This window comes from Herbaspirillum sp. DW155, assembly GCF_037076565.1.
Classification (GTDB): Bacteria; Pseudomonadota; Gammaproteobacteria; order Burkholderiales; family Burkholderiaceae_D; genus Herbaspirillum.
Genome location: NZ_AP029028.1, coordinates 4,571,687 through 4,588,784, shown reverse-complemented (window position 1 = coordinate 4,588,784; position 17,098 = coordinate 4,571,687). Strand labels below are relative to the sequence as shown.

The following is a 17,098-nucleotide window of genomic DNA, read 5'->3' as shown; positions in this document are numbered from 1 at the left end:
GAAACCTGTTCCTCATCCTGCACAACCGGTGACCGATGTCTGAGCTGCTGAACCAGCTGGTGCAATTCACCAGCGCGACCCGTCTCTATCGCCTCTCCCTGGGAGAGGGCGCAGCGTCCGGCGATTTGCTGGTGGAGGCCTTCGCCGCCTCCGAAGGCGTGCACGCGGTCGGCGTGCGCGAGATGATCGCCCTGAGCCTGGATGCAAGCCTCTCGCTGAACGCCTTGATCGGCCAGAAAGCCAGTTTGGAGGTGAGCCTGGCCGACGGCAGCAGCACCAGTTTTTCCGGACTGGTCAACGAAGTCGCCAAGCTCGGCAGTGAAGGCGGCTTCGCGCGTTATCGACTGCGCCTGGTGCCGTGGATCTGGCTGCTGAGCCAATCCCGCAACAGCCGCGTGTGGCAGGACAAGAGCGTCGTGGAGATCATCGAGGACGTCTTCGCGGGCTATGCTCCGCATGCGGCCTGGCACTGGTCGGACGAAGCCATGCCTTTCCTGCGGGACCTGCCGCCGCGTAGCTACACGGTGCAGTACCGCGAAAGCGATCTCGATTTCGTGAGCCGCCTGCTGGCTGCAGAGGGCTTGTCCTGGCGTGTTGAGGAGTCTGGCGATGCCGCTGCCGGTCATCGCGTGGTCCTCTTTGCGGACTCTTCCCAGACCAGTGCCTTCCCTGAGGATGCCAGCAGCGCCGCCAGTCTGGGCGGCCAGGGCATCCGCTTCCATGCCGGTGGCGCCCGCGAGGAGCAGGACAGCATCCAGGCGCTGGCGGCGCGACGCAGCTTGCAGCCCGCTTCTTTCACCTTGCTTTCCTACGATTACAAGAGCAAGCAAGCGGTCGCCACCAGCATGCCCACCCGACACGAATTCGGCCACGAGGATGCCCCCCGCCTGGAAAGCTACGACAGCCCCGGTCTCTACGCCTATCGCAATGCCGCCGAGGCCGACCGCTACGCCCGCTTGCATCTGGAAGCCAGCGAAGCTCGCAACAAGTTGTGGCAGGGGCGCAGCACGGTGCGCACGCTGCGTCCGGGCACGCGCTTCACGCTCACCCAGGGTCCGCTGGGCCTGGCCGCTGCCACCGGCAAGCCGCCGGAATACGCAGTGGTGTCGGTCATGAGCGCAGGCGTAAATAATTTACCCAAGGATGCGCAGGAGGGCCTGGCCGAACTGTTCGGCCCGCTGCCGCCGCTGCTGGAAGAATGCCTGGCTGCATGCCAGGCCCAGCAAGTCGGCGCGCAGGGCAAGCTGCGTCCTGATTCCATCACCGTGAGCAATCGCGCCGACCTCGATGCGATGATCGCGCAGGCCCGCAAGCTCGGTTACGCCAATAGCTTCGAAGCGATCCGCTCCGATGTCGTGTGGCGTCCTGTACTGGCCGATGGCACTGGCCTGTATCGTCACGCCGGCGCCACCGCCAGAGGCAGCCAGAGTGCCATCGTGGTCGGTCCCAATGGTGAAAGCACGGCCAACGGCGCCGATGAAATCCATTGCGACCGCCTGGGCCGGGTGCGCATCCGCTTCCACTGGCAGGGCCGCAACAACGATGCCGCTGCAACCTGCTGGGTGCGCGTGGCGCAGCGCTCGGCCGGTGGTGGCAATGGCATGCAGTTCCTGCCGCGTATCGGTCAGGAGGTGCTGGTGCAGTTTCTGGAAGACGACATCGATCGCCCGGTCATCCTGGGCGCACTCTACAACGGCCAGGGTGAAGGTTCTGCCGCGCCCACGCCCGGCGGCGAAGCCGCACAGGGCAGCGACCAGGAGCGCGGCAAGGTCTTCACCAGTGCCACTGATCTTTCTCCCAGTGGCCAGGGCAATCTGGCCGGTGGCCATGCGCCGACCTGGCACGGTGGCAGCCAGGATGGCGATGGCCACCGCAACGCTGCCGCACAATGGGGCATCCGTTCCAAGGAATTCGGCGGATCCGGCTACAACCAGTTGCTGTTCGACGATACCGATGCCCAGGGTCGCATCCAGCTCAAGACATCGCAGGCCGCCACCGAACTCAATCTCGGCCACCTGATTCACACAGCCGATAACTACCGGGGCAGTTTCCGTGGCACCGGTGCGGAACTGCGCACCGATGCCTATGGTGCGATTCGCGCGGGCAGTGGCATTTTGTTCTCCAGCTACCAGATCCAACATGGCGCCGCCAGCCGCGACCCGGCCAGCGACAATGCCGGCGGCATGGCCCTGTTGAAGCAGGCCACGCTGCTGGGCAAGACTTTCAATGAAGCGGCGGTGACCCACAAGACCGTCGCCCTCACCAGCCATGTCGGCCCGGTACAGGCCAATGCCAGCGTCATCAATGACAGTGCCGCGCCCCTCGAAGCCATTCGCACGGCGGCCGCCGGCATGGTCGATAGTGCGGCCGACAAGAGCGGCGAGGACGTGGCGGCCGCCAATACGCAGATGGGCGATGGCAAGGTCCCGCAGAGCACCTCGGCCCTGATCGGCATCGCCGCGAAGGAAGGCCTGGGCGCGGTCGCGGGCCAGCATCTGCAACTGGCCAATGGCGAGACGGTGAGCCTGATGTCCGGCCACGACAGCCAGCACGTGAGCGGCAACCAGTTGCGCATGCGCAGCGGTCAGGCCTTGGGTGTGCTGGCCGGTGCCATGGCGGCTGGCGAGGGCGGGCAGGGTTTGCAGATGATTGCCGCGCAGCAGAATATCGATGTGCAGGCGCAAGGCGATACGCTGGCGGTGCAGGCGCGCGATCAGGTGAGCGTGGTGAGTGCCAATGCCAGCGTGGATTGGGCGGCGGCCAGGAAGATCACGCTGTCCACGGCGGGCGGGGCCAACATCACCATCGAGGGCGGCGATATCACGGTGCAGTGTCCGGGCAAGCTGACCATTCATGCGACGCAGAAGGTGTTTGAGGGGCCGGTGCAGCAGCAGGTGCCGATGCCTGTGTTGCCCAACAGCGTTTGCAAGGAATGCATCCTGGCGGCGATGAAGCAGGGTGCGCCGGGAGTACTGGTATGACCGATCATGCCTGCCAACCCCTGCTGGACTGGCTTCATGCGCCCGCGCAAGTGCCACTGCACCGCTTTGCCCTGCTCGATAGCGCGCCGGTGGAGGGCGCATTCCGGCAGCGGCCCCTGCAGGGTGTGCGTCATGCTTCATTGTTCGAAGGACGGAGAGAAGCCATCCTTCCTGAAATCGCCCCCTTGCTGATCGATCTGGACACCGCGCACAACAGCGCCTTGCAGCGTCTGTGCGAATGGCTCTGGTCGATGGGCCTTGAGCATCCTTGCCTGTCCTGGATGGCATCACCCTTACCGCTTGATGCGCTGGCAGCTCATCTACGGCTGTTCCATACCGTGGATCTGAGTGAGGGCCAAACCATGCTGTTGCGCTGGTACGATACCCGCATCCTTCCGCAATGGCTGGCCTGCCTCACGCCACAGCAACACGCGCAGTTCTGCGCTCCCCTGGCGAACCTGTCCTGCCTGGACCGTACGGCGTGTGTGCAGACATTTATCCAGGGCCGCCAGGCAGACCGCATGGAGCCCCTGTCCGAACCTGCATTGGGCAGATCATTGGTGCAACTTGATGACCATCAGTTTGCGCAGCTGATGCATGCCTCCCAGGTCGATACCCTGATCAATCGTTTGCAGTTGCTGATTGCCCCCGAACTCGCGCGTGTGGCGCGCGCACGGCTGGCAGCGTTCATACAGACGCATGTCGACCAGCTCTGCGCTGCGGGGATAGACGATACCGAGCGCCAGATCCAATGCCTCTTGCCGGCCCTGTACACCTCGGGTGCGGCCTGGCGGCATCCTGCCTTCGCCTCCTTGCTGCAAGACCCTCCAGTTGGGTTCAAGGCCTTCGCGGCGGCGATTCAGGGGCTGCCGGATGATATCTATGCGGCCGATCTTCCCTTGTGGGAGAAGGAAGATCCTGCCGGCAGGCAGCATGTGGCGGCATGAACGGAGGCGCGTTGCAGTGTTGCCAGCGGCTGAAAAATGCTCGTGCCATGAATGCGCAGATGAGGGTAATGATAGGGAAACTTCCTGTTGGCGCGATGCTTGTAGTGCTGACGGGATATGATGGATTTTCTTCCGAACCGACCTATAGCGGCTTGAGTCTGGAGGCGTTCAACTACACGCCTTCAACCTGGACCGCTTTGTGATCAAAGACAAATACGGAAATAAAGGTTCAGGTGGTGGAGATTTGCCACCTGGTTCGGGTGAAGGGGTTTGCATTTTTATCCGGATGGTCATATCGAGCCTGAATTCAGAACTGATCTCGGTGGATCTCGTTTCAACTATGGCGCCATTGATCAACGTCTGGTGACGCAGTACGGCAAGCAGATGCCGAGATACGCCAGATCCCCTCACGGAAGCTGGGAGACGAGGCGGATTGATCATGAATGTTTCTGCTGAAACTGTGTGAACAGGAAATTAAGATAACAGGAGATCGGATGAAAAAAATTGGCGTCGCCTTGTTCAGTGCAGTTGCGGTGATAGTGGCGTTGGTGGGATGCGATGGGCTTTCTTCCGAACCTACCTATACCGGCTTGAGTCTGGAGGCGTTCAATTACACGCCCTATAACCTGGACCGCTTTGTGATCAAGGATAAATATGGAAATAAAGGTTCTGGCGGAGGCGATTTGCCACCAGGTTCCGGGGAAGGGCGGTTGTCATGCTGCTATGAATTGAAAGGGACTGAGTTTGAAGTGGAATGGGAGGCATATGATGCAGACATCGCTTCGCGGGACCTTTATGCGCCGATCAAAAAAATTAGGTCTACTACCAAGGTGAATATTTCGCCGACGAAGATAGAAGGGGGCTCAGGCACCAGGATTCTGGGGTTGCATTTTTACCCTGATGGTCATATTGAGCCCGAGTTTCGGTCGGATCTCGGAGGGTCGCGTTTTAACTATGGCGCTATCAACTATCAAATCGTGACTAAATACGGACAGCGGATTAATCCGGGCGAACAGCTTAACTCCGCTGAAGTATTTAGACGGACCGCAAGATTGGCGGGGCAGGGGTGGATTAAGTATCGTTTAACAGATGATGCAGACCTAGAGCAGTATGTGTATTTCACCTTGTTAGTCAGTAAGAATTTCGACGGTCACCCGCAGGTAAAGAAAATTTTGGAAGACACCAAGGGAAAGCCTGGTGCATTCGCGGTAGCAATGAAAAATTTGCCGCCTCGTGTCATCGCTGAGATTAAGGCGATGCCATCATCAGATAGTAAGGGGAAGTAAATGACCGAGGCCAAACAGGATGACAAGAGTAGGAATGCTGATCCTGTCGACAGAACTCCTCCCAAGGTCGTTACTGCGATGGGAGCAGCAGTCAGCGCCCGCCAACGAGCGCAGGCTCTAACCTGTCAAGCAGACATCCATATAGGTTTTTTCTTCGACGGTTTTGGTCGAAATCGCGACCTGGATGATCCTGAAACTTCCCGTTATTCGAATATATGTCGGCTTTGGGAAGCACACAGAGACAATAAAGATTCTCGACGGGATTTCTTGCCAAATCAGTTTTGGTATGCGTTCTACTATTCCGGACTCGGTACAAAACTCAATGAAGACGCCGCCAACCGCGATATCGTCCGTGCGGCTACCAAAATTGCGAAGAATGCCGGGGGCGCAGCCCTGTCTGCGGCGAGCAAGATCGCTGGCTACGATCGCGTAGAAAAATCGGTCAAGACAGTAACGGGTGTTACTGATCCGATGAAGATGGGCGGTAAAGTATTGAAGGATTCGTTGACGGAGATGTCTTTCCGTCCGGTGGTCAAAGCCTACAAGGACGTCATCAAGGAAACGAAGGCCTTGCCTGGCAATGTCCGGCGAATGCTGACCATGGCCAGCAGCGATCGCTGGGTCATGCGTGGCAAGGCATCATTGCGCGGTTTTCTGTACGACCTCAAGAAAAATCCCCTGAAAGCCAGCTGGTCTGCCGCCAAGGTGTTGATGGCCGATGTGGTGGCCGATTCCATTCCCATGGTGCGCGACAGTGCCGCCAGTGCCAGTCTCTTCGGAACCGGCGTTGATGTAAGGCTCAGTGCCGCATTGGACCAGTTCAAGGCCGCCTATGAAGATGCCAAGGGAAAGATTCCCAAGGTCCAGCGTATCCAGGTCAGCGTCTTTGGTGCAGACCGTGGATGTGTCATCGCGCGTGCTTTCGTCAATGAACTGGCGCGTATCTACAAACGTGCCAACGAACAGGACCTGGCCATTGAAGGTAACCCGATCGAAATCAAATTCGTCGGATTACTCGATAGCGTTGCTTCGATCATGGAGGAAAACAAGCTGATCGGTTGCTTTCCCCTCGTAGGTTCCATCAAGCAGAACTATGGCGATCGCCCTTTGGGAATACCGCCGGCGGTACAGCGTTGTGTGCATTTTGCTGCGGCACACGAGCTACGTTTCTATCAGCGCCTCGATAGTCTGGAGAAGACACGCGGCGAGCAATATCTGTATCCGGGGACGAGTGAGGATGTCACCGGACGGTACGCTCAATTTCCGTGGTGAACTTCAACGGGTGCCGTTGCGTGACATGCTCAACGAGGCGTTGATTTCGGGTGCAATGATGGACAGGATGGAGGATCTCGCAATCTATAAACCGATTACCTTTCAGCGTTTCTCACTAGCTGCTCCCATCGTCGACGACAAATCCAGCTACCGCATGATGGAACTGGTCAACGCCTATCGTGACGTCGTTCCGCGCACGCCAGGCCTGGATTTTCTCAAGCATATGAGCGTCTTCATTTCCTGGCTGGCGGTGCGCTATCAGTCCAAGGAATTCCGCGAATCCGTGACCACCCATGCAGACGCAGTGCGCGCTGCCCAGGATCAACGGCGCGAACGGCGTGAACGTGCGGAGAAGGCGTTCGCAGAGGCGCGCCGCACGGCCTCGACCGATCGTGAAGCTTATGGCCGCGCTATGGCAGAGCTGTTTGCGGCTCAGGATGATGAAACCCGGAACATGCCAAACACCGTCTTGGAAGTGCATCGCCCCTTTGTCAGCGTCTGGGAGCGCCTGGACAAGGAGGCCCAGGAAGTCGTAAAGCAGCGGGCCCGCTACCAGAAACAGCAGGACGACGAACCCGAACGGAAGATGAAATGGCAGAAGTACGTTGACGAGCATCCGACCGCATTCATGGATCGCTCTGGCCAAAAGCTCTCCTACCAACCGGAACGTCCTGTGATGACGCCCGAGCAGGTCACGCTGGCCGATGCCTGGATCAATGCCTCCAATGGCAAAAGCCCGCTGCCCGACAAGGTGATGGCCCTGTTCGACCTGCTGGTCCATGACACCATGCTCACCAGCTGGCACGACCATGTGTTGTCGGCGACCTTGTATTTCCAGACACGCTCCGTCGATACCTTCGGCAAGACCGACCCCAAGAAGGAAGAAGAGACCCGTAAGATTGACGACCTCAACGCCGCAGCGGTTCGTAAGCTGCAGGCCAATGCCTTTATTGCGCCTAACTAGAACCCATTTCATAAATAGGCGTGAGATGCGTTCTGTCCAGAAAGGGCGCTGGCAAGGCGCGCGACGCGTCGTGTGGCGGTGCCACACGCAAGGAGTGCAACGCGGCCAGCGCCCTTTCTGGACAGAACCCGGAGGGAGCGGCCCGTTTGGGCGAATTGCTGCGTTACGAATTTGGGTCAAGACGCCCAGTCTTGACCCAAATTCGCGCCTTGCACTTCATCCCAAACGGACTCGCTCGCACTCACGCCTATTTATGAAATGGGTTCTAGAACGCATCCCGTCTCTATTGATGAACTGATGCTCTGCAAGAGGAAAGCCACCTGCACGGTCCTCTCGGCTTGGCCGACAGATCAGGCAAGACGCTGAAAGTCAGATAGCGGGTAGCCCTTATGGGAGAACGCTGCATACGCCAGGGAACGCTGAAGATTGAATGCGGATTTCTTTGGCGTGATCCGCCGATGACTTGGATAATGATAAATAATTTAAATGAAATATTTTTGCGCAATGTCCACGGGCCCCTTGGTACGCCCGATGCTCCTTGCGCTGCTGCTTCTTCTCAATGGATGTGGAGAGGTACCGGAACGTACGGAGTCGATGGATATGCAGGCATTCAACCATACCGCTCACGGAATCGAGGACTTTGATGTCACCGTCATTCCCGGGATGCGTTCCGGTGGCGGCTATATTGCCGCCGGATCAGGAGGTGGTGCGGTCTGCTGCATCACTGTGCCGCATGACTGGAAACCGGGGATCATGGCGACCATCCATGTCCGCACTTACAACAGTGCCGGAGAAAAGCTGGAGCCGTCCTGGACTGTGCCGGTGCCACAATACACGCCGGAGAATGCCGGTCACTTTGCGGTACATTTCCTTCGCAATGGGCAGGTCAAGGTATTCGTGACGAATCTGTCCCCGTGGCATCCCGACTATCCCCTCAAGGGCGACGAGGCCCAAATGAAGCCGGCGACCAGCTGATGCGATCCGTGGATTGACCAGCGCTGATGTCCGATGGCCCGCCTTTGCAGGCCTGAAAGCGAACCCGCGTCAGGTCACCGGCGATAGTTGCACGACGCATCTTTCCCTCTTCACGCCATCCTCCCCACCCCCAACCGAAACACGCTCACCGACTCCGCCAGCCTGCGCGCCTGTTCCTTGAGCGCTTCCGTGGCGGCCGCCGCTTCTTCCACCAGCGCGGCATTCTGCTGCGTCACCGTATCCATCTGTGCAATGGCCTGGTTGACCTGTTCGATGCCGGCTTCCTGTTCGCCGCTGGCGGCCGAGATCTCGCTCATGATTTGCGTCACGCTGCGCACGCTCACCACCAGCTCTTCGATGGTCGCCCCCGCATTCTTGACCAGATGGCTGCCGGCTTCCACCTTCTCCACCGATTTGCCGATCAGGTCCTTGATCTCCTTGGCCGCTGTCGCCGAGCGCTGTGCCAGGCTGCGCACTTCCGAGGCGACCACCGCGAAGCCGCGCCCCTGTTCGCCCGCCCGTGCCGCTTCCACTGCCGCATTCAGGGCCAGGATGTTGGTCTGGAAGGCAATGCCGTCGATCACGCTGATGATGTCGGCAATCTCGCGCGCCGACGCCTGGATCTCGTCCATGGTGCTTACCACATCCGATACCACCAGCCCGCTGCGCGAGGCCACATCCGACACCGAGCCCGCCATCGCATTGGCCTGGCGCGCATGATCGGCATTGCGGCGTACGGTGGAGGTGATCTGCTCCATCGCCGCCGCCGTTTCTTCCAGCGAGCTGGCCTGCTGTTCGGTACGCGCCGACAGGTCCAGGTTGCCGCCGGCGATCTGGGTCGAGGCGGTGACGATGGTATCGCTGCCGGTGCGCACTCCGCCGACGACCCGCTGCAGGCTGGTGTTCATCTCCTTCAAGGCCTGCAGCAACTGGCCAGCCTCATCCTTGCGCGTTACCACGATACGGCTGCTGAGGTCGCCGGTGGCCACCGTCCTGGCGACGGTGACGGCTTCGTGCAAGGGGCGGGTGATGGAACGGGTGGCCAGCACGGCCAATACCGTCGCGAGCAGCACCACGACCACACCCACGCCGAGTTCGACGGACTCCCCGCCGTGGATGGCACGGGAGATTTCCTGGCCGGTGCCATTGGCGTTCTCATGGGCGATCTCCAGCAGGCCCGCAAAGCCGACAGCCAGGGCCTTGTCTGCCCCGGCGATGGCCGCATCGACCTCGGCCACCGACGCGCCGGCCGCTTTCATGGACTGGGCCTTGGCCAGCGCTTCACGGTACTGGCGTTCGCCGGTGCCAATCTTCGCGAGCAGCTCTTCTTCCTTGGGCTGCTCAATCCCCAGCTTGCGGTATTCGGCCGTCAGGCGCGCGATCTCATCCATGTCGGCGAGGAAGCGCTTGTCGTAGTCCTTGCCGCGTATCACGTAGTCCTTGAAGTCATGCACGCCATCGCCCAGCTTGATGTAACCCTGGGTGGCGTAAGCCTGTTTGCTCAGCACGGTGCCGTAAAAGACGGTCCAATGGTGCCCGATCCGGTTCAGTGTCAGGAGGGAAGCTGCAATGAGCACGCAGGCCAGCAACGTGACAAGCAGAAAGGAGCCGCCGAGGCGGGTGCCGATTTTCATGCAGGTTCCTTCAAATTATTTATATGATTTAGCAATTCTGACGCGCTACGGCCGTGGCGAAAGCCAAGGGAAGACGGAGAAAAACGGTGCAACTCATCATTTGTCATACCACTTGATTGCATAAGGGAAAGATTCCCGGCGACATTTTTTCACTCAGTGAAAAAGAGCATTGCCGGAGACCAAGTTTTTCTCATGGGCGGGGATCGATAAAATTCTTGCATGGGAATGAAGCATCGTTAAGAGATACGCATCACGCTGCATCCGCTTGCATTCCAGGGAGCAGAACATGAACACCTTGAACACCCTGAACAACCACTTCACCCGGCAACTCGCCCTGATCGCCGCACTGTCCCTGACCAGCCTGATCGCGCAGGCCGCCTACGCCGACGATGGCGCCAGCACGGCCACGGCAAAGGCCGCGCCCACCGCTACCACCAGCACCGCTGCGGCCGCCCCGGCCGGCCAGACTGGCCTGACGCGCGCCCAGGTCGTCGAAGACCTGAAGCAATACCAGCGCGCACACGCCAACCCCAGCTACGCGGAGCTGGTCTTCCTGCGTTGAGAGGGCATGAAAAATGCCGCTTACTGCGGCAGGAACATCTTCTGCAACAAGCTGATGAGCTGGGCGCGCTCGGCATCCGAGAGCATCTCGGTGGCCTTGAGTTCCAGTTCGATGGCGGTCTGTTCGGCCTTGGTGCACATGCGCATGCCGGCCGTGGTCAGGGCCAGTACCTGTGAGCGGCGGTCCTGCGGATTGCGCTGACGCATGACCAGGCCGCGCTGCTCCAGCTTGTCCAGCAAGGTGGCCAGGTTGGGCGGAGAGACGTTGATGGCCTTGGACAGGCGCTTCTGGTTGATGTCGGGATTGGCCTTCAACAGACTCAACACCGTGAAGTCCACCGGCCGCAGTTCGAACTTGGCCATGCGCTTTTCGAACAGCGGCATGATGGTGATGTAGGCGCGGCGGCAGTTGTAGCCGACCAGGCTCAACAGCAGTTGCTGGTCCAGCGCCTCGCTTTGCGCAGCATCGTCGTCGGAATCGAAATCAGCCGGCTTCTTGGGCAGCATGGTGGTCCAGGTCGGTGGGAAGAGGCGGCAGCCCGGTCGCCAGGCAGCCTTCGATCACGCTGGACAACTGGTGGACTTCCGCAAACACAAAGGCGAAATGATAGCACGCAGCATCCCGCTTGCCGCCATACCAGGCCGGGTCCGAGGCCATGGCCGACAGCGCCCGCCGCCCGGCGCGCAGCCACATCCAGCCCAGTGCCACATGGCCGGTCAGGCGCAGCATCTCATCGGCCACGTAGTAGGGCAGAGCGGGTGACTGCACTGCTGCTGCAGCAATGCGGGCGGCAAATCCCCTTAACTTGTCCACAGCCTCTGCCAGTGATCGGGCCTGATCCGCAAACGAGGATGCGTCACCGGACTCTGCGCTCACCAGCGCGAGGAAATCGTCCAGCCTCCGCCCTTCATCGCCCAGCACCTTGCGCATCAGGAAGTCGATCGCCTGGATCTCGTTGGTTCCCTCGTAGATCATGGTGATGCGGGCATCGCGCATGAACTGTTCAATCCCCGTCTCGACCACGTAGCCGTGTCCCCCGAAGACTTGCAGCGCGCGGCTGGCACACTGGAATCCCTGATCGGTGAGGAAGGCCTTGATGACCGGCGTGATGAATTCCAGTCGCTCATGATGGCGCCGCCGCATCGCCGCCTCCGTATGATGCTCGGCCAGGTCCAGCAGCAGGCCGGCCCAGCAGGTCAACAGGCGCGCGCCCTCGATGCGGCAACGCTGTTCCATCAATAGCTTCTGCACCGCCGGATGGCGCACGATCAGATCGCTCGCCGACGAGCCCGGTGCGCGCGACTGGCGGCGTTCTCGTGCATAGGCGCTGGCGCGCTGGTACGCGGCCTCGGCCAGCCCCAGTCCCTGCGCGCCCACATGCAGGCGCGCCGCATTCATCATCACGAACATGGCGGCCAGTCCGCGTCCCGGCTCGCCCACCATCCATGCCTGCGCCTGTTCGAAATGCAGGCTGCAGGTGGCGCTGCCATGTATCCCCATCTTGTGTTCGATGCCGGTGCATTGCACGCCATTGCGGCTGCCATCGTCCATCATGCGCGGCGCCAGGAACAGCGACAGGCCGCGGCTGCCCGGCAGCGCATCGGGAAGACGCGCCAGTACCAGATGCACGATGTTGTCAGTGAGGTCGTGTTCGCCACCGGAGATGAAGATCTTGTCGCCCGTGAGGCGATAGCTGCCATCCTCCTGCGGCACCGCACGTGTGCGCAACTGCCCGAGGTCACTGCCGGCCTGTGCTTCCGTCAGGCACATGGTGGCCAGCCACTGGCCGCTGGCGATCTTGTCGAGATAGCGCGCCTGCAGCTCGGGCGAGCCATGCGCGCACAGGCAGGCATAGGCCCCGTGCAGCAGGCCCGGATACATGGTCCAGCCATGATTGGCTGCGCTCAGCATTTCATAGAGCACGCAATCGAGCACGTGCGGTAGGCCCTGTCCGCCATGCTCCGGGGCGCAGGCCAGTGCCGGCCAGCCGCCCTCGCAGAATTGCCGGTAGGCCTGGGCGAAACCAGTCGGCGTGGTGACCGTTCCATTATTGAAACGGCAGCCCTCGCTATCGCCGATAGCGTTCAGGGGGGCCACCACATCGGCAGCGAAGCGTCCGGCTTCTTCCAGCACCTGCATCATCAATTCGCCATCGAACTCGGCATGGGCCGGGAGCGCGCGCAAGACCTGCGGTGCCTGCAGCACTTCATCGAGCACGAAGGCGAAGTCGCGCAGGGGTGGGGCGTAATGCATGGTCATCCTCCGCGTCTCAGTTCAGCAGGTAGGCGTCATACACCACCGCATTGCCCAGCCGCATGGCGTAGCCCACGCCCATGGCACGGTTGAGCCAGTCATATTTCCTGGAGGCGGTTTCGAAGTTCATGAACAGCCGGAAGGTATAGCGCGAGGGATCGACCGGCTTGCCCTTGGCGACCTCGGCCATCACCTCCGGCGGTCCGTAGCGCACGCCGCGGGTTTGCAGGTAGACCAGTTCGCCATCGTCGAGCTTGAGCAGGTAGCGCGTATCGATGATGGCCAGGCCGTCTGCGGTGACGGTCTGCCAGTCGGCACCGTTGTTGAGAATCTCGCCATTGATCAGCGGTCCCTTGAAGCTGCCGCCGGTGATGGGGATGATGCGGCGGCGGCCCAGGTCGGAGGTCTTGCCCAGTTCCCAGACCGGCGCCACCAGGTCCACCGAGAAGCGCGCCAGGAAGGCCAGTTTGGGTTGCGGCGGGACCAGCGTGGTGTTGTCGGCGTCACTGGCCGCATGCACCTGGAAGGACAGCATCAGTGCGGCCAGCAGCAGGAAAAACTTTTTCATGTGGGTCTCCTCGTCTTATGTGTTTTTGACATACCGTGGTGCAGAAAACGTCAGGCCTCAGGAAGCCGCCACCACCTCGGCTTCCGCCTTCTTGCCGAATCCCAGATAGGCCTGGATCACCTGCGGATCGCCCGCCAGTTTTTCCGACTCACCTTGCATGGTGACCTTGCCCAGTTCCAGCACGTAGCCGTAGTCGGCCGTCTGCAAGGCCGCGCGCGCGTTCTGTTCCACCAGCAGCACCGAGATGCCGGCCGTGCGCAATTCGGAAACGATATGCAGGATTTCCTTGACGATGCGCGGCGCCAGACCGAGGCTCGGTTCATCGAGCATCAGCAGTTCCGGCTTGGCCATCATGGCGCGTCCGATGGCCAGCATCTGGCGCTCGCCGCCCGAGAGCGTGCCGGCCTGCTGGGTGCGGCGTTCCTTCAGTCGCGGGAACAGATCGAAGACGGTGGCCAGTTGATCCAGCGGCTGTGCCTGCCGCAAGCGCAGGCGGCGAAATCCCCCCAGCAGCAGGTTGTCTTCCACGCTCATGGTGGAAAACAGTTCGCGCCGCTCCGGCACCAGGGCGATGCCCGCCATCACGCGCTGTTCCAGGCTCCAGCGTTGCACCGGCTGGCCTTGATAACGCACCGTGCCCTGCGCCGGCAGCACGCCCATGATGGCGTTGAGCAGCGTGGACTTGCCCGCGCCATTGGGCCCGATCACGGTGGCAATGCTGCCGCGTTCGAGCTTGAGATTGATGTCGTGCAGCGCCTGCACCTTGCCATAGCTTGCGCGCAGCTGCGCGACGTCGAGGACCAGTTCGCTCATTCGATTCCACCCAGGTAGGCTTCGATCACGGCAGGATGCCGGCTGATCTCTTGCGGTGTGCCTTCGGCGATCTTGGTGCCGAATTCCATCACCACGATGTGGTCGGTCAGTTCCATGACGAATTCCATGTCATGTTCCACCAGCAGGATGCTCATGCCATCGGCGCGCAACTCCTGCAGCACCTTGGAGAGCGCCTGCTTTTCCAGATGGCGCAAGCCTGCGGCCGGTTCATCGAGCAACAGCAGCAAGGGATCGCAGCACAGCGCGCGGGCGATCTCCAGGATGCGTTGCTGGCCCAGCGCCAGGTTGCCCGCCTGTTCGTGCATCAGATGCTGCAGGCCGACACGATGCAGGGCGCGTGCCGCTTCGTCCAGCAGCGCCTTCTCTTCGGCGCGTTCCAGATGCAGCATGGCATTGACCGTATTGCGCAGGAAACCCTGCTGGCTGCGCATGTGCGCACCCAACGCCACGTTCTCCAGTACCGTCATGCCCGGCAGCAGCCGCACGTGCTGGAAGGTGCGGGCGATACCGAGCCGTGCGATGGCACGTGCCGGCAGACCGGCGATGTCGCGGCCGTTGAAACTGACCCGTCCGCCGCTGGCATGCAGCAGGCCGGTGACCAGATTGAAGGTGGTCGATTTGCCCGCGCCATTGGGACCGATCAGGCCGACGATCTCGCCCGCCTTCACGTTGAAGGACACGTCATTGACCGCCACCAGCCCGCCGAAGCGCTTGTTGATCTGGTCCACTTGCAGCAGCGGCGCACCGCGTGCGGGGCCGTTGCGCTTGTCCATCGCAGCGGTGCCGGCCACCCGCAGTGGTGCCGGCGCGGCCGGGAAGGCACGCAGCCACAGCGCGCGCACCCACGGCCACAGTCCGCCGCGTGCGTATTTCAGCAACAGGATCAGGATCAGGCCGAAGACGATGCTTTCATAACTGCCGCCATCGCCCAGCAGCGCCGGCAGCAGCACCTGCAACTGGTCCGACAGCAGTTTCAATACACCCGCACCCAGCAGCGCACCCCAGATATGGGCGATGCCGCCGACCACCACGATGAACAGATACTCGATGCCCATGGAAAGGCTGAAGGGCGACGGATTGACGGTGCGCTGCATGTGCGCGAACAGCCATCCCGAGACCGAGGCCAGCAGCGCGGCAAAGACGAAGATGAGGATCTTGTAGCGTCCCGTATCCACGCCCATGGCCTCGGCCATCGAACGGCCACCCTTGAGGGCGCGGATGGCACGTCCCGCGCGCGAATCCAGCAGGTTCAGCGAGACCCACGCGGCGGCCAGCACGATGGCCCAGATCAGGTAATACAGGTGGCGCTCCTTGGCCAGGTCCATGCCCGCCAGCTGCAGCGCGGGAATGCCGGAGATGCCGTCATACTTGCCCAGAAAATCCACCTTGCCGAACAGGAAGTACAGGCTGATGCCCCAGGCGATGGTGGCCAGCGGCAGGTAGTGGCCGGACATGCGCAGGGTGATGCGGCCCAGCACATAGGCCGACACGCCGGTGATGAGCAATCCTGCCGGCAGCGTCAGCCAGGGTGATACGCCATGCACGGTGGTCAGGTAAGAGGTGGTGTAGGCACCCATGCCGACGAAGGCTGCCTGCCCGAAGGAAGTCATGCCGCCGATGCCGGTCAGCAGTACCAGGCCGATGGCCACCAGCGCATACAGGCCGATGTAGTTTGCCTGGATCACCCAGAACTGCGGGGTGGGCAGGATGGGGAACAGCGCCAACACGAGCAGCAACGCGTAGAGAGGGAGTCGTTTGTTCATCATTATTCCTCGTCCTCGTCATGCGCGGGCGTGACCAGCGAGCGCCACAGCAGGATCGGCAACAGCGCCAGGAACACGATCACCTCCTTGAAGTCGCTGGCCCAGAAGGAACTGAAGGATTCCAGCAGGCCCACCAGCAGCGCGCCTCCTGCCGCCGCCGGGAAGCTCGCCAGCGCACCGATGGTGGCGGCGACGAAACCCTTCAAGCCGATCAGGAAACCCGAGTCATAAAAAATGGTGCTCATCGGACCGATCAAGACGCCCGACAGAGCACCGATAAACGCCGCGACGGCAAAGGACAATTTGCCCGCCAGCGTCGTGGAGATTCCCATGAGCCGTGCGCCCAGGCGATTGACCGCCGTGGCGCGCAGCGCCTTGCCATACAGCGTGCGCCCGGAGAACAGCCACAGCGCCACCAGCAGCGCAGCGGCGGCGGCGACCACCACCACGGTTTGCGCGCTGAGCGTGAGCGAAGCGAGATTCCAGCGCTCATCCCAGAAGGCCGGCGTACGGAAACCCTCGGCCCCGAAGAACACCAGCCCCAGTCCGGTCATGGCCAGGTGGATGCCGACCGAGACGATCAGTAGTTGCAGCACGCTGGCATCGGCCATCGATTCATAGACCACCTGATACATCAGTGGCCCGATTGCGGTGATGAGCAGCAGCGTCAGCAGCACCTGCACCGGCAGGGCGAACTGCTGGGGTGCGGCCCACCAGACCAGCGCGGCAATGGCGATGGGTACGCCCAGCGTACCCAGCAACGTGCGCGGCAACAGTGCAGCCTGCCCGGCGCGCAAGAGCTGCGCGGCCTGCATGCCGGCCGCACACACGGCCAGCACCAGCAGCAGCCACAGCGGGCCGGGGCGCTGGCCTTGCTGCAGCATGGCCAGGGTGAGTGCGCCATAGGCGACGAATTCACCCTGCGGAATGAAGAGGATGCGGGTGACCGTAAAGACCAGCACCAGTGCAATGGCGATCAGGCCATAGACGATGCCGTTGGTCAGGCCATCCAGGGTCAGGATGGCGGCGATGGAGGAGTCCATGGTTCGGGTGTGGTGC

Annotated in this window: 16 protein-coding genes; 9 read left to right on the top strand and 7 right to left on the bottom strand. The window is 61.4% G+C overall.

Annotated elements, in window-relative coordinates:
• Window positions 1–35: 35 nt before the first annotated feature.
• The 8 genes from AACH55_RS20775 to AACH55_RS20740 all read left to right on the top strand — a co-directional run bounded on the left by AACH55_RS20775 (window position 36) and on the right by AACH55_RS20740 (window position 8,425).
• Entirely contained in the window at window positions 36–2,981 is a 2,946-nt protein-coding gene (locus tag AACH55_RS20775) for a type VI secretion system Vgr family protein (RefSeq protein ID WP_338716522.1), read from the top strand.
• Complete coding sequence (locus AACH55_RS20770) at window positions 2,978–3,928, top strand: DUF4123 domain-containing protein (RefSeq protein ID WP_338716521.1); 951 nt, start codon at window positions 2,978–2,980, stop codon at window positions 3,926–3,928. Before AACH55_RS20775 ends, AACH55_RS20770 begins: the two co-directional genes overlap by 4 nt.
• Entirely contained in the window at window positions 3,925–4,131 is a 207-nt protein-coding gene (locus AACH55_RS20765) for a hypothetical protein (protein WP_338716520.1), read from the top strand. Before AACH55_RS20770 ends, AACH55_RS20765 begins: the two co-directional genes overlap by 4 nt.
• Window positions 4,128–4,295 (top strand): hypothetical protein, encoded by a 168-nt coding sequence (locus AACH55_RS20760; RefSeq protein ID WP_338716518.1) that lies wholly within the window; start codon window positions 4,128–4,130, stop codon window positions 4,293–4,295. The genes AACH55_RS20765 and AACH55_RS20760 overlap by 4 nt, the downstream gene beginning before the upstream one ends.
• A 127-nt stretch (window positions 4,296–4,422) precedes the next feature.
• Window positions 4,423–5,214, top strand: coding sequence for a hypothetical protein (locus tag AACH55_RS20755; RefSeq protein ID WP_338720374.1), 792 nt, complete (start codon window positions 4,423–4,425; stop codon window positions 5,212–5,214).
• Complete coding sequence (locus tag AACH55_RS20750; RefSeq protein ID WP_338716517.1) at window positions 5,215–6,486, top strand: hypothetical protein; 1,272 nt, start codon at window positions 5,215–5,217, stop codon at window positions 6,484–6,486.
• Complete coding sequence (locus AACH55_RS20745; RefSeq protein WP_338716516.1) at window positions 6,452–7,450, top strand: hypothetical protein; 999 nt, start codon at window positions 6,452–6,454, stop codon at window positions 7,448–7,450. Before AACH55_RS20750 ends, AACH55_RS20745 begins: the two co-directional genes overlap by 35 nt.
• Window positions 7,451–7,981: 531 nt before the next feature.
• Window positions 7,982–8,425, top strand: coding sequence for a DUF3304 domain-containing protein (locus tag AACH55_RS20740; RefSeq protein WP_338716515.1), 444 nt, complete (start codon window positions 7,982–7,984; stop codon window positions 8,423–8,425).
• A 110-nt stretch (window positions 8,426–8,535) separates the two neighbouring features.
• On the opposite strand, the gene AACH55_RS20735 is transcribed toward AACH55_RS20740, so the two are convergent.
• The gene (locus tag AACH55_RS20735; RefSeq protein ID WP_338716513.1) at window positions 8,536–10,059 is read right to left on the bottom strand and encodes a methyl-accepting chemotaxis protein; all 1,524 of its coding nucleotides are present in this window, start codon (window positions 10,057–10,059) and stop codon (window positions 8,536–8,538) included.
• Between the two features lie 286 nt (window positions 10,060–10,345).
• Here AACH55_RS20735 and AACH55_RS20730 point away from each other — a divergent pair, with 286 nt between their 5' ends.
• A complete protein-coding gene (locus AACH55_RS20730) occupies window positions 10,346–10,621 on the top strand; it encodes a hypothetical protein (RefSeq protein ID WP_338716512.1) in 276 nt (91 codons plus the stop codon).
• A 20-nt stretch (window positions 10,622–10,641) separates the two neighbouring features.
• On the opposite strand, the gene AACH55_RS20725 is transcribed toward AACH55_RS20730, so the two are convergent.
• From AACH55_RS20725 to AACH55_RS20700, 6 genes are read right to left on the bottom strand one after another with little or no spacing between them, the layout of a single operon-like run.
• A complete protein-coding gene (locus AACH55_RS20725; RefSeq protein WP_338716511.1) occupies window positions 10,642–11,127 on the bottom strand; it encodes a MarR family transcriptional regulator in 486 nt (161 codons plus the stop codon).
• Complete coding sequence (locus AACH55_RS20720; protein ID WP_338716510.1) at window positions 11,105–12,880, bottom strand: acyl-CoA dehydrogenase; 1,776 nt, start codon at window positions 12,878–12,880, stop codon at window positions 11,105–11,107. Before AACH55_RS20720 ends, AACH55_RS20725 begins: the two co-directional genes overlap by 23 nt.
• 10 nt (window positions 12,881–12,890) lie before the next feature.
• Window positions 12,891–13,442: a DUF3237 domain-containing protein gene (locus AACH55_RS20715; protein ID WP_338716509.1), complete on the bottom strand. Its 552-nt coding sequence runs from the start codon at window positions 13,440–13,442 to the stop codon at window positions 12,891–12,893.
• A gap of 57 nt (window positions 13,443–13,499) precedes the next feature.
• Window positions 13,500–14,255, bottom strand: a complete 756-nt coding sequence (locus AACH55_RS20710; protein WP_338716508.1) for an ABC transporter ATP-binding protein — start codon at window positions 14,253–14,255, stop codon at window positions 13,500–13,502.
• Window positions 14,252–16,042: a branched-chain amino acid ABC transporter ATP-binding protein/permease gene (locus tag AACH55_RS20705; RefSeq protein ID WP_338716507.1), complete on the bottom strand. Its 1,791-nt coding sequence runs from the start codon at window positions 16,040–16,042 to the stop codon at window positions 14,252–14,254. The genes AACH55_RS20710 and AACH55_RS20705 overlap by 4 nt, the downstream gene beginning before the upstream one ends.
• A complete protein-coding gene (locus AACH55_RS20700) occupies window positions 16,042–17,082 on the bottom strand; it encodes a branched-chain amino acid ABC transporter permease (protein ID WP_338716506.1) in 1,041 nt (346 codons plus the stop codon). The genes AACH55_RS20705 and AACH55_RS20700 overlap by 1 nt, the downstream gene beginning before the upstream one ends.
• Window positions 17,083–17,098: the final 16 nt, after the last annotated feature.

Excerpts from the sequence above, each read along its gene's own strand:
- AACH55_RS20775 (WP_338716522.1), top strand. The coding sequence starts at position 36 with ATGTCTGAGCTGCTGAACCAGCTGGTGCAATTCACCAGCGCGACCCGT.
- AACH55_RS20755 (WP_338720374.1), top strand. The coding sequence starts at position 4,423 with ATGAAAAAAATTGGCGTCGCCTTGTTCAGTGCAGTTGCGGTGATAGTG.
- AACH55_RS20750 (WP_338716517.1), top strand. The coding sequence starts at position 5,215 with ATGACCGAGGCCAAACAGGATGACAAGAGTAGGAATGCTGATCCTGTC.
- AACH55_RS20730 (WP_338716512.1), top strand. The coding sequence starts at position 10,346 with ATGAACACCTTGAACACCCTGAACAACCACTTCACCCGGCAACTCGCC.
- AACH55_RS20740 (WP_338716515.1), top strand. The coding sequence starts at position 7,982 with ATGCTCCTTGCGCTGCTGCTTCTTCTCAATGGATGTGGAGAGGTACCG.
- AACH55_RS20710 (WP_338716508.1), bottom strand. The coding sequence starts at position 14,255 with ATGAGCGAACTGGTCCTCGACGTCGCGCAGCTGCGCGCAAGCTATGGC.
- AACH55_RS20705 (WP_338716507.1), bottom strand. The coding sequence starts at position 16,042 with ATGATGAACAAACGACTCCCTCTCTACGCGTTGCTGCTCGTGTTGGCG.
- AACH55_RS20765 (WP_338716520.1), top strand. The coding sequence starts at position 3,925 with ATGAACGGAGGCGCGTTGCAGTGTTGCCAGCGGCTGAAAAATGCTCGT.
- AACH55_RS20725 (WP_338716511.1), bottom strand. The coding sequence starts at position 11,127 with ATGCTGCCCAAGAAGCCGGCTGATTTCGATTCCGACGACGATGCTGCG.
- AACH55_RS20715 (WP_338716509.1), bottom strand. The coding sequence starts at position 13,442 with ATGAAAAAGTTTTTCCTGCTGCTGGCCGCACTGATGCTGTCCTTCCAG.
- AACH55_RS20770 (WP_338716521.1), top strand. The coding sequence starts at position 2,978 with ATGACCGATCATGCCTGCCAACCCCTGCTGGACTGGCTTCATGCGCCC.
- AACH55_RS20735 (WP_338716513.1), bottom strand. The coding sequence starts at position 10,059 with ATGAAAATCGGCACCCGCCTCGGCGGCTCCTTTCTGCTTGTCACGTTG.
- AACH55_RS20745 (WP_338716516.1), top strand. The coding sequence starts at position 6,452 with ATGTCACCGGACGGTACGCTCAATTTCCGTGGTGAACTTCAACGGGTG.
- AACH55_RS20700 (WP_338716506.1), bottom strand. The coding sequence starts at position 17,082 with ATGGACTCCTCCATCGCCGCCATCCTGACCCTGGATGGCCTGACCAAC.
- AACH55_RS20720 (WP_338716510.1), bottom strand. The coding sequence starts at position 12,880 with ATGACCATGCATTACGCCCCACCCCTGCGCGACTTCGCCTTCGTGCTC.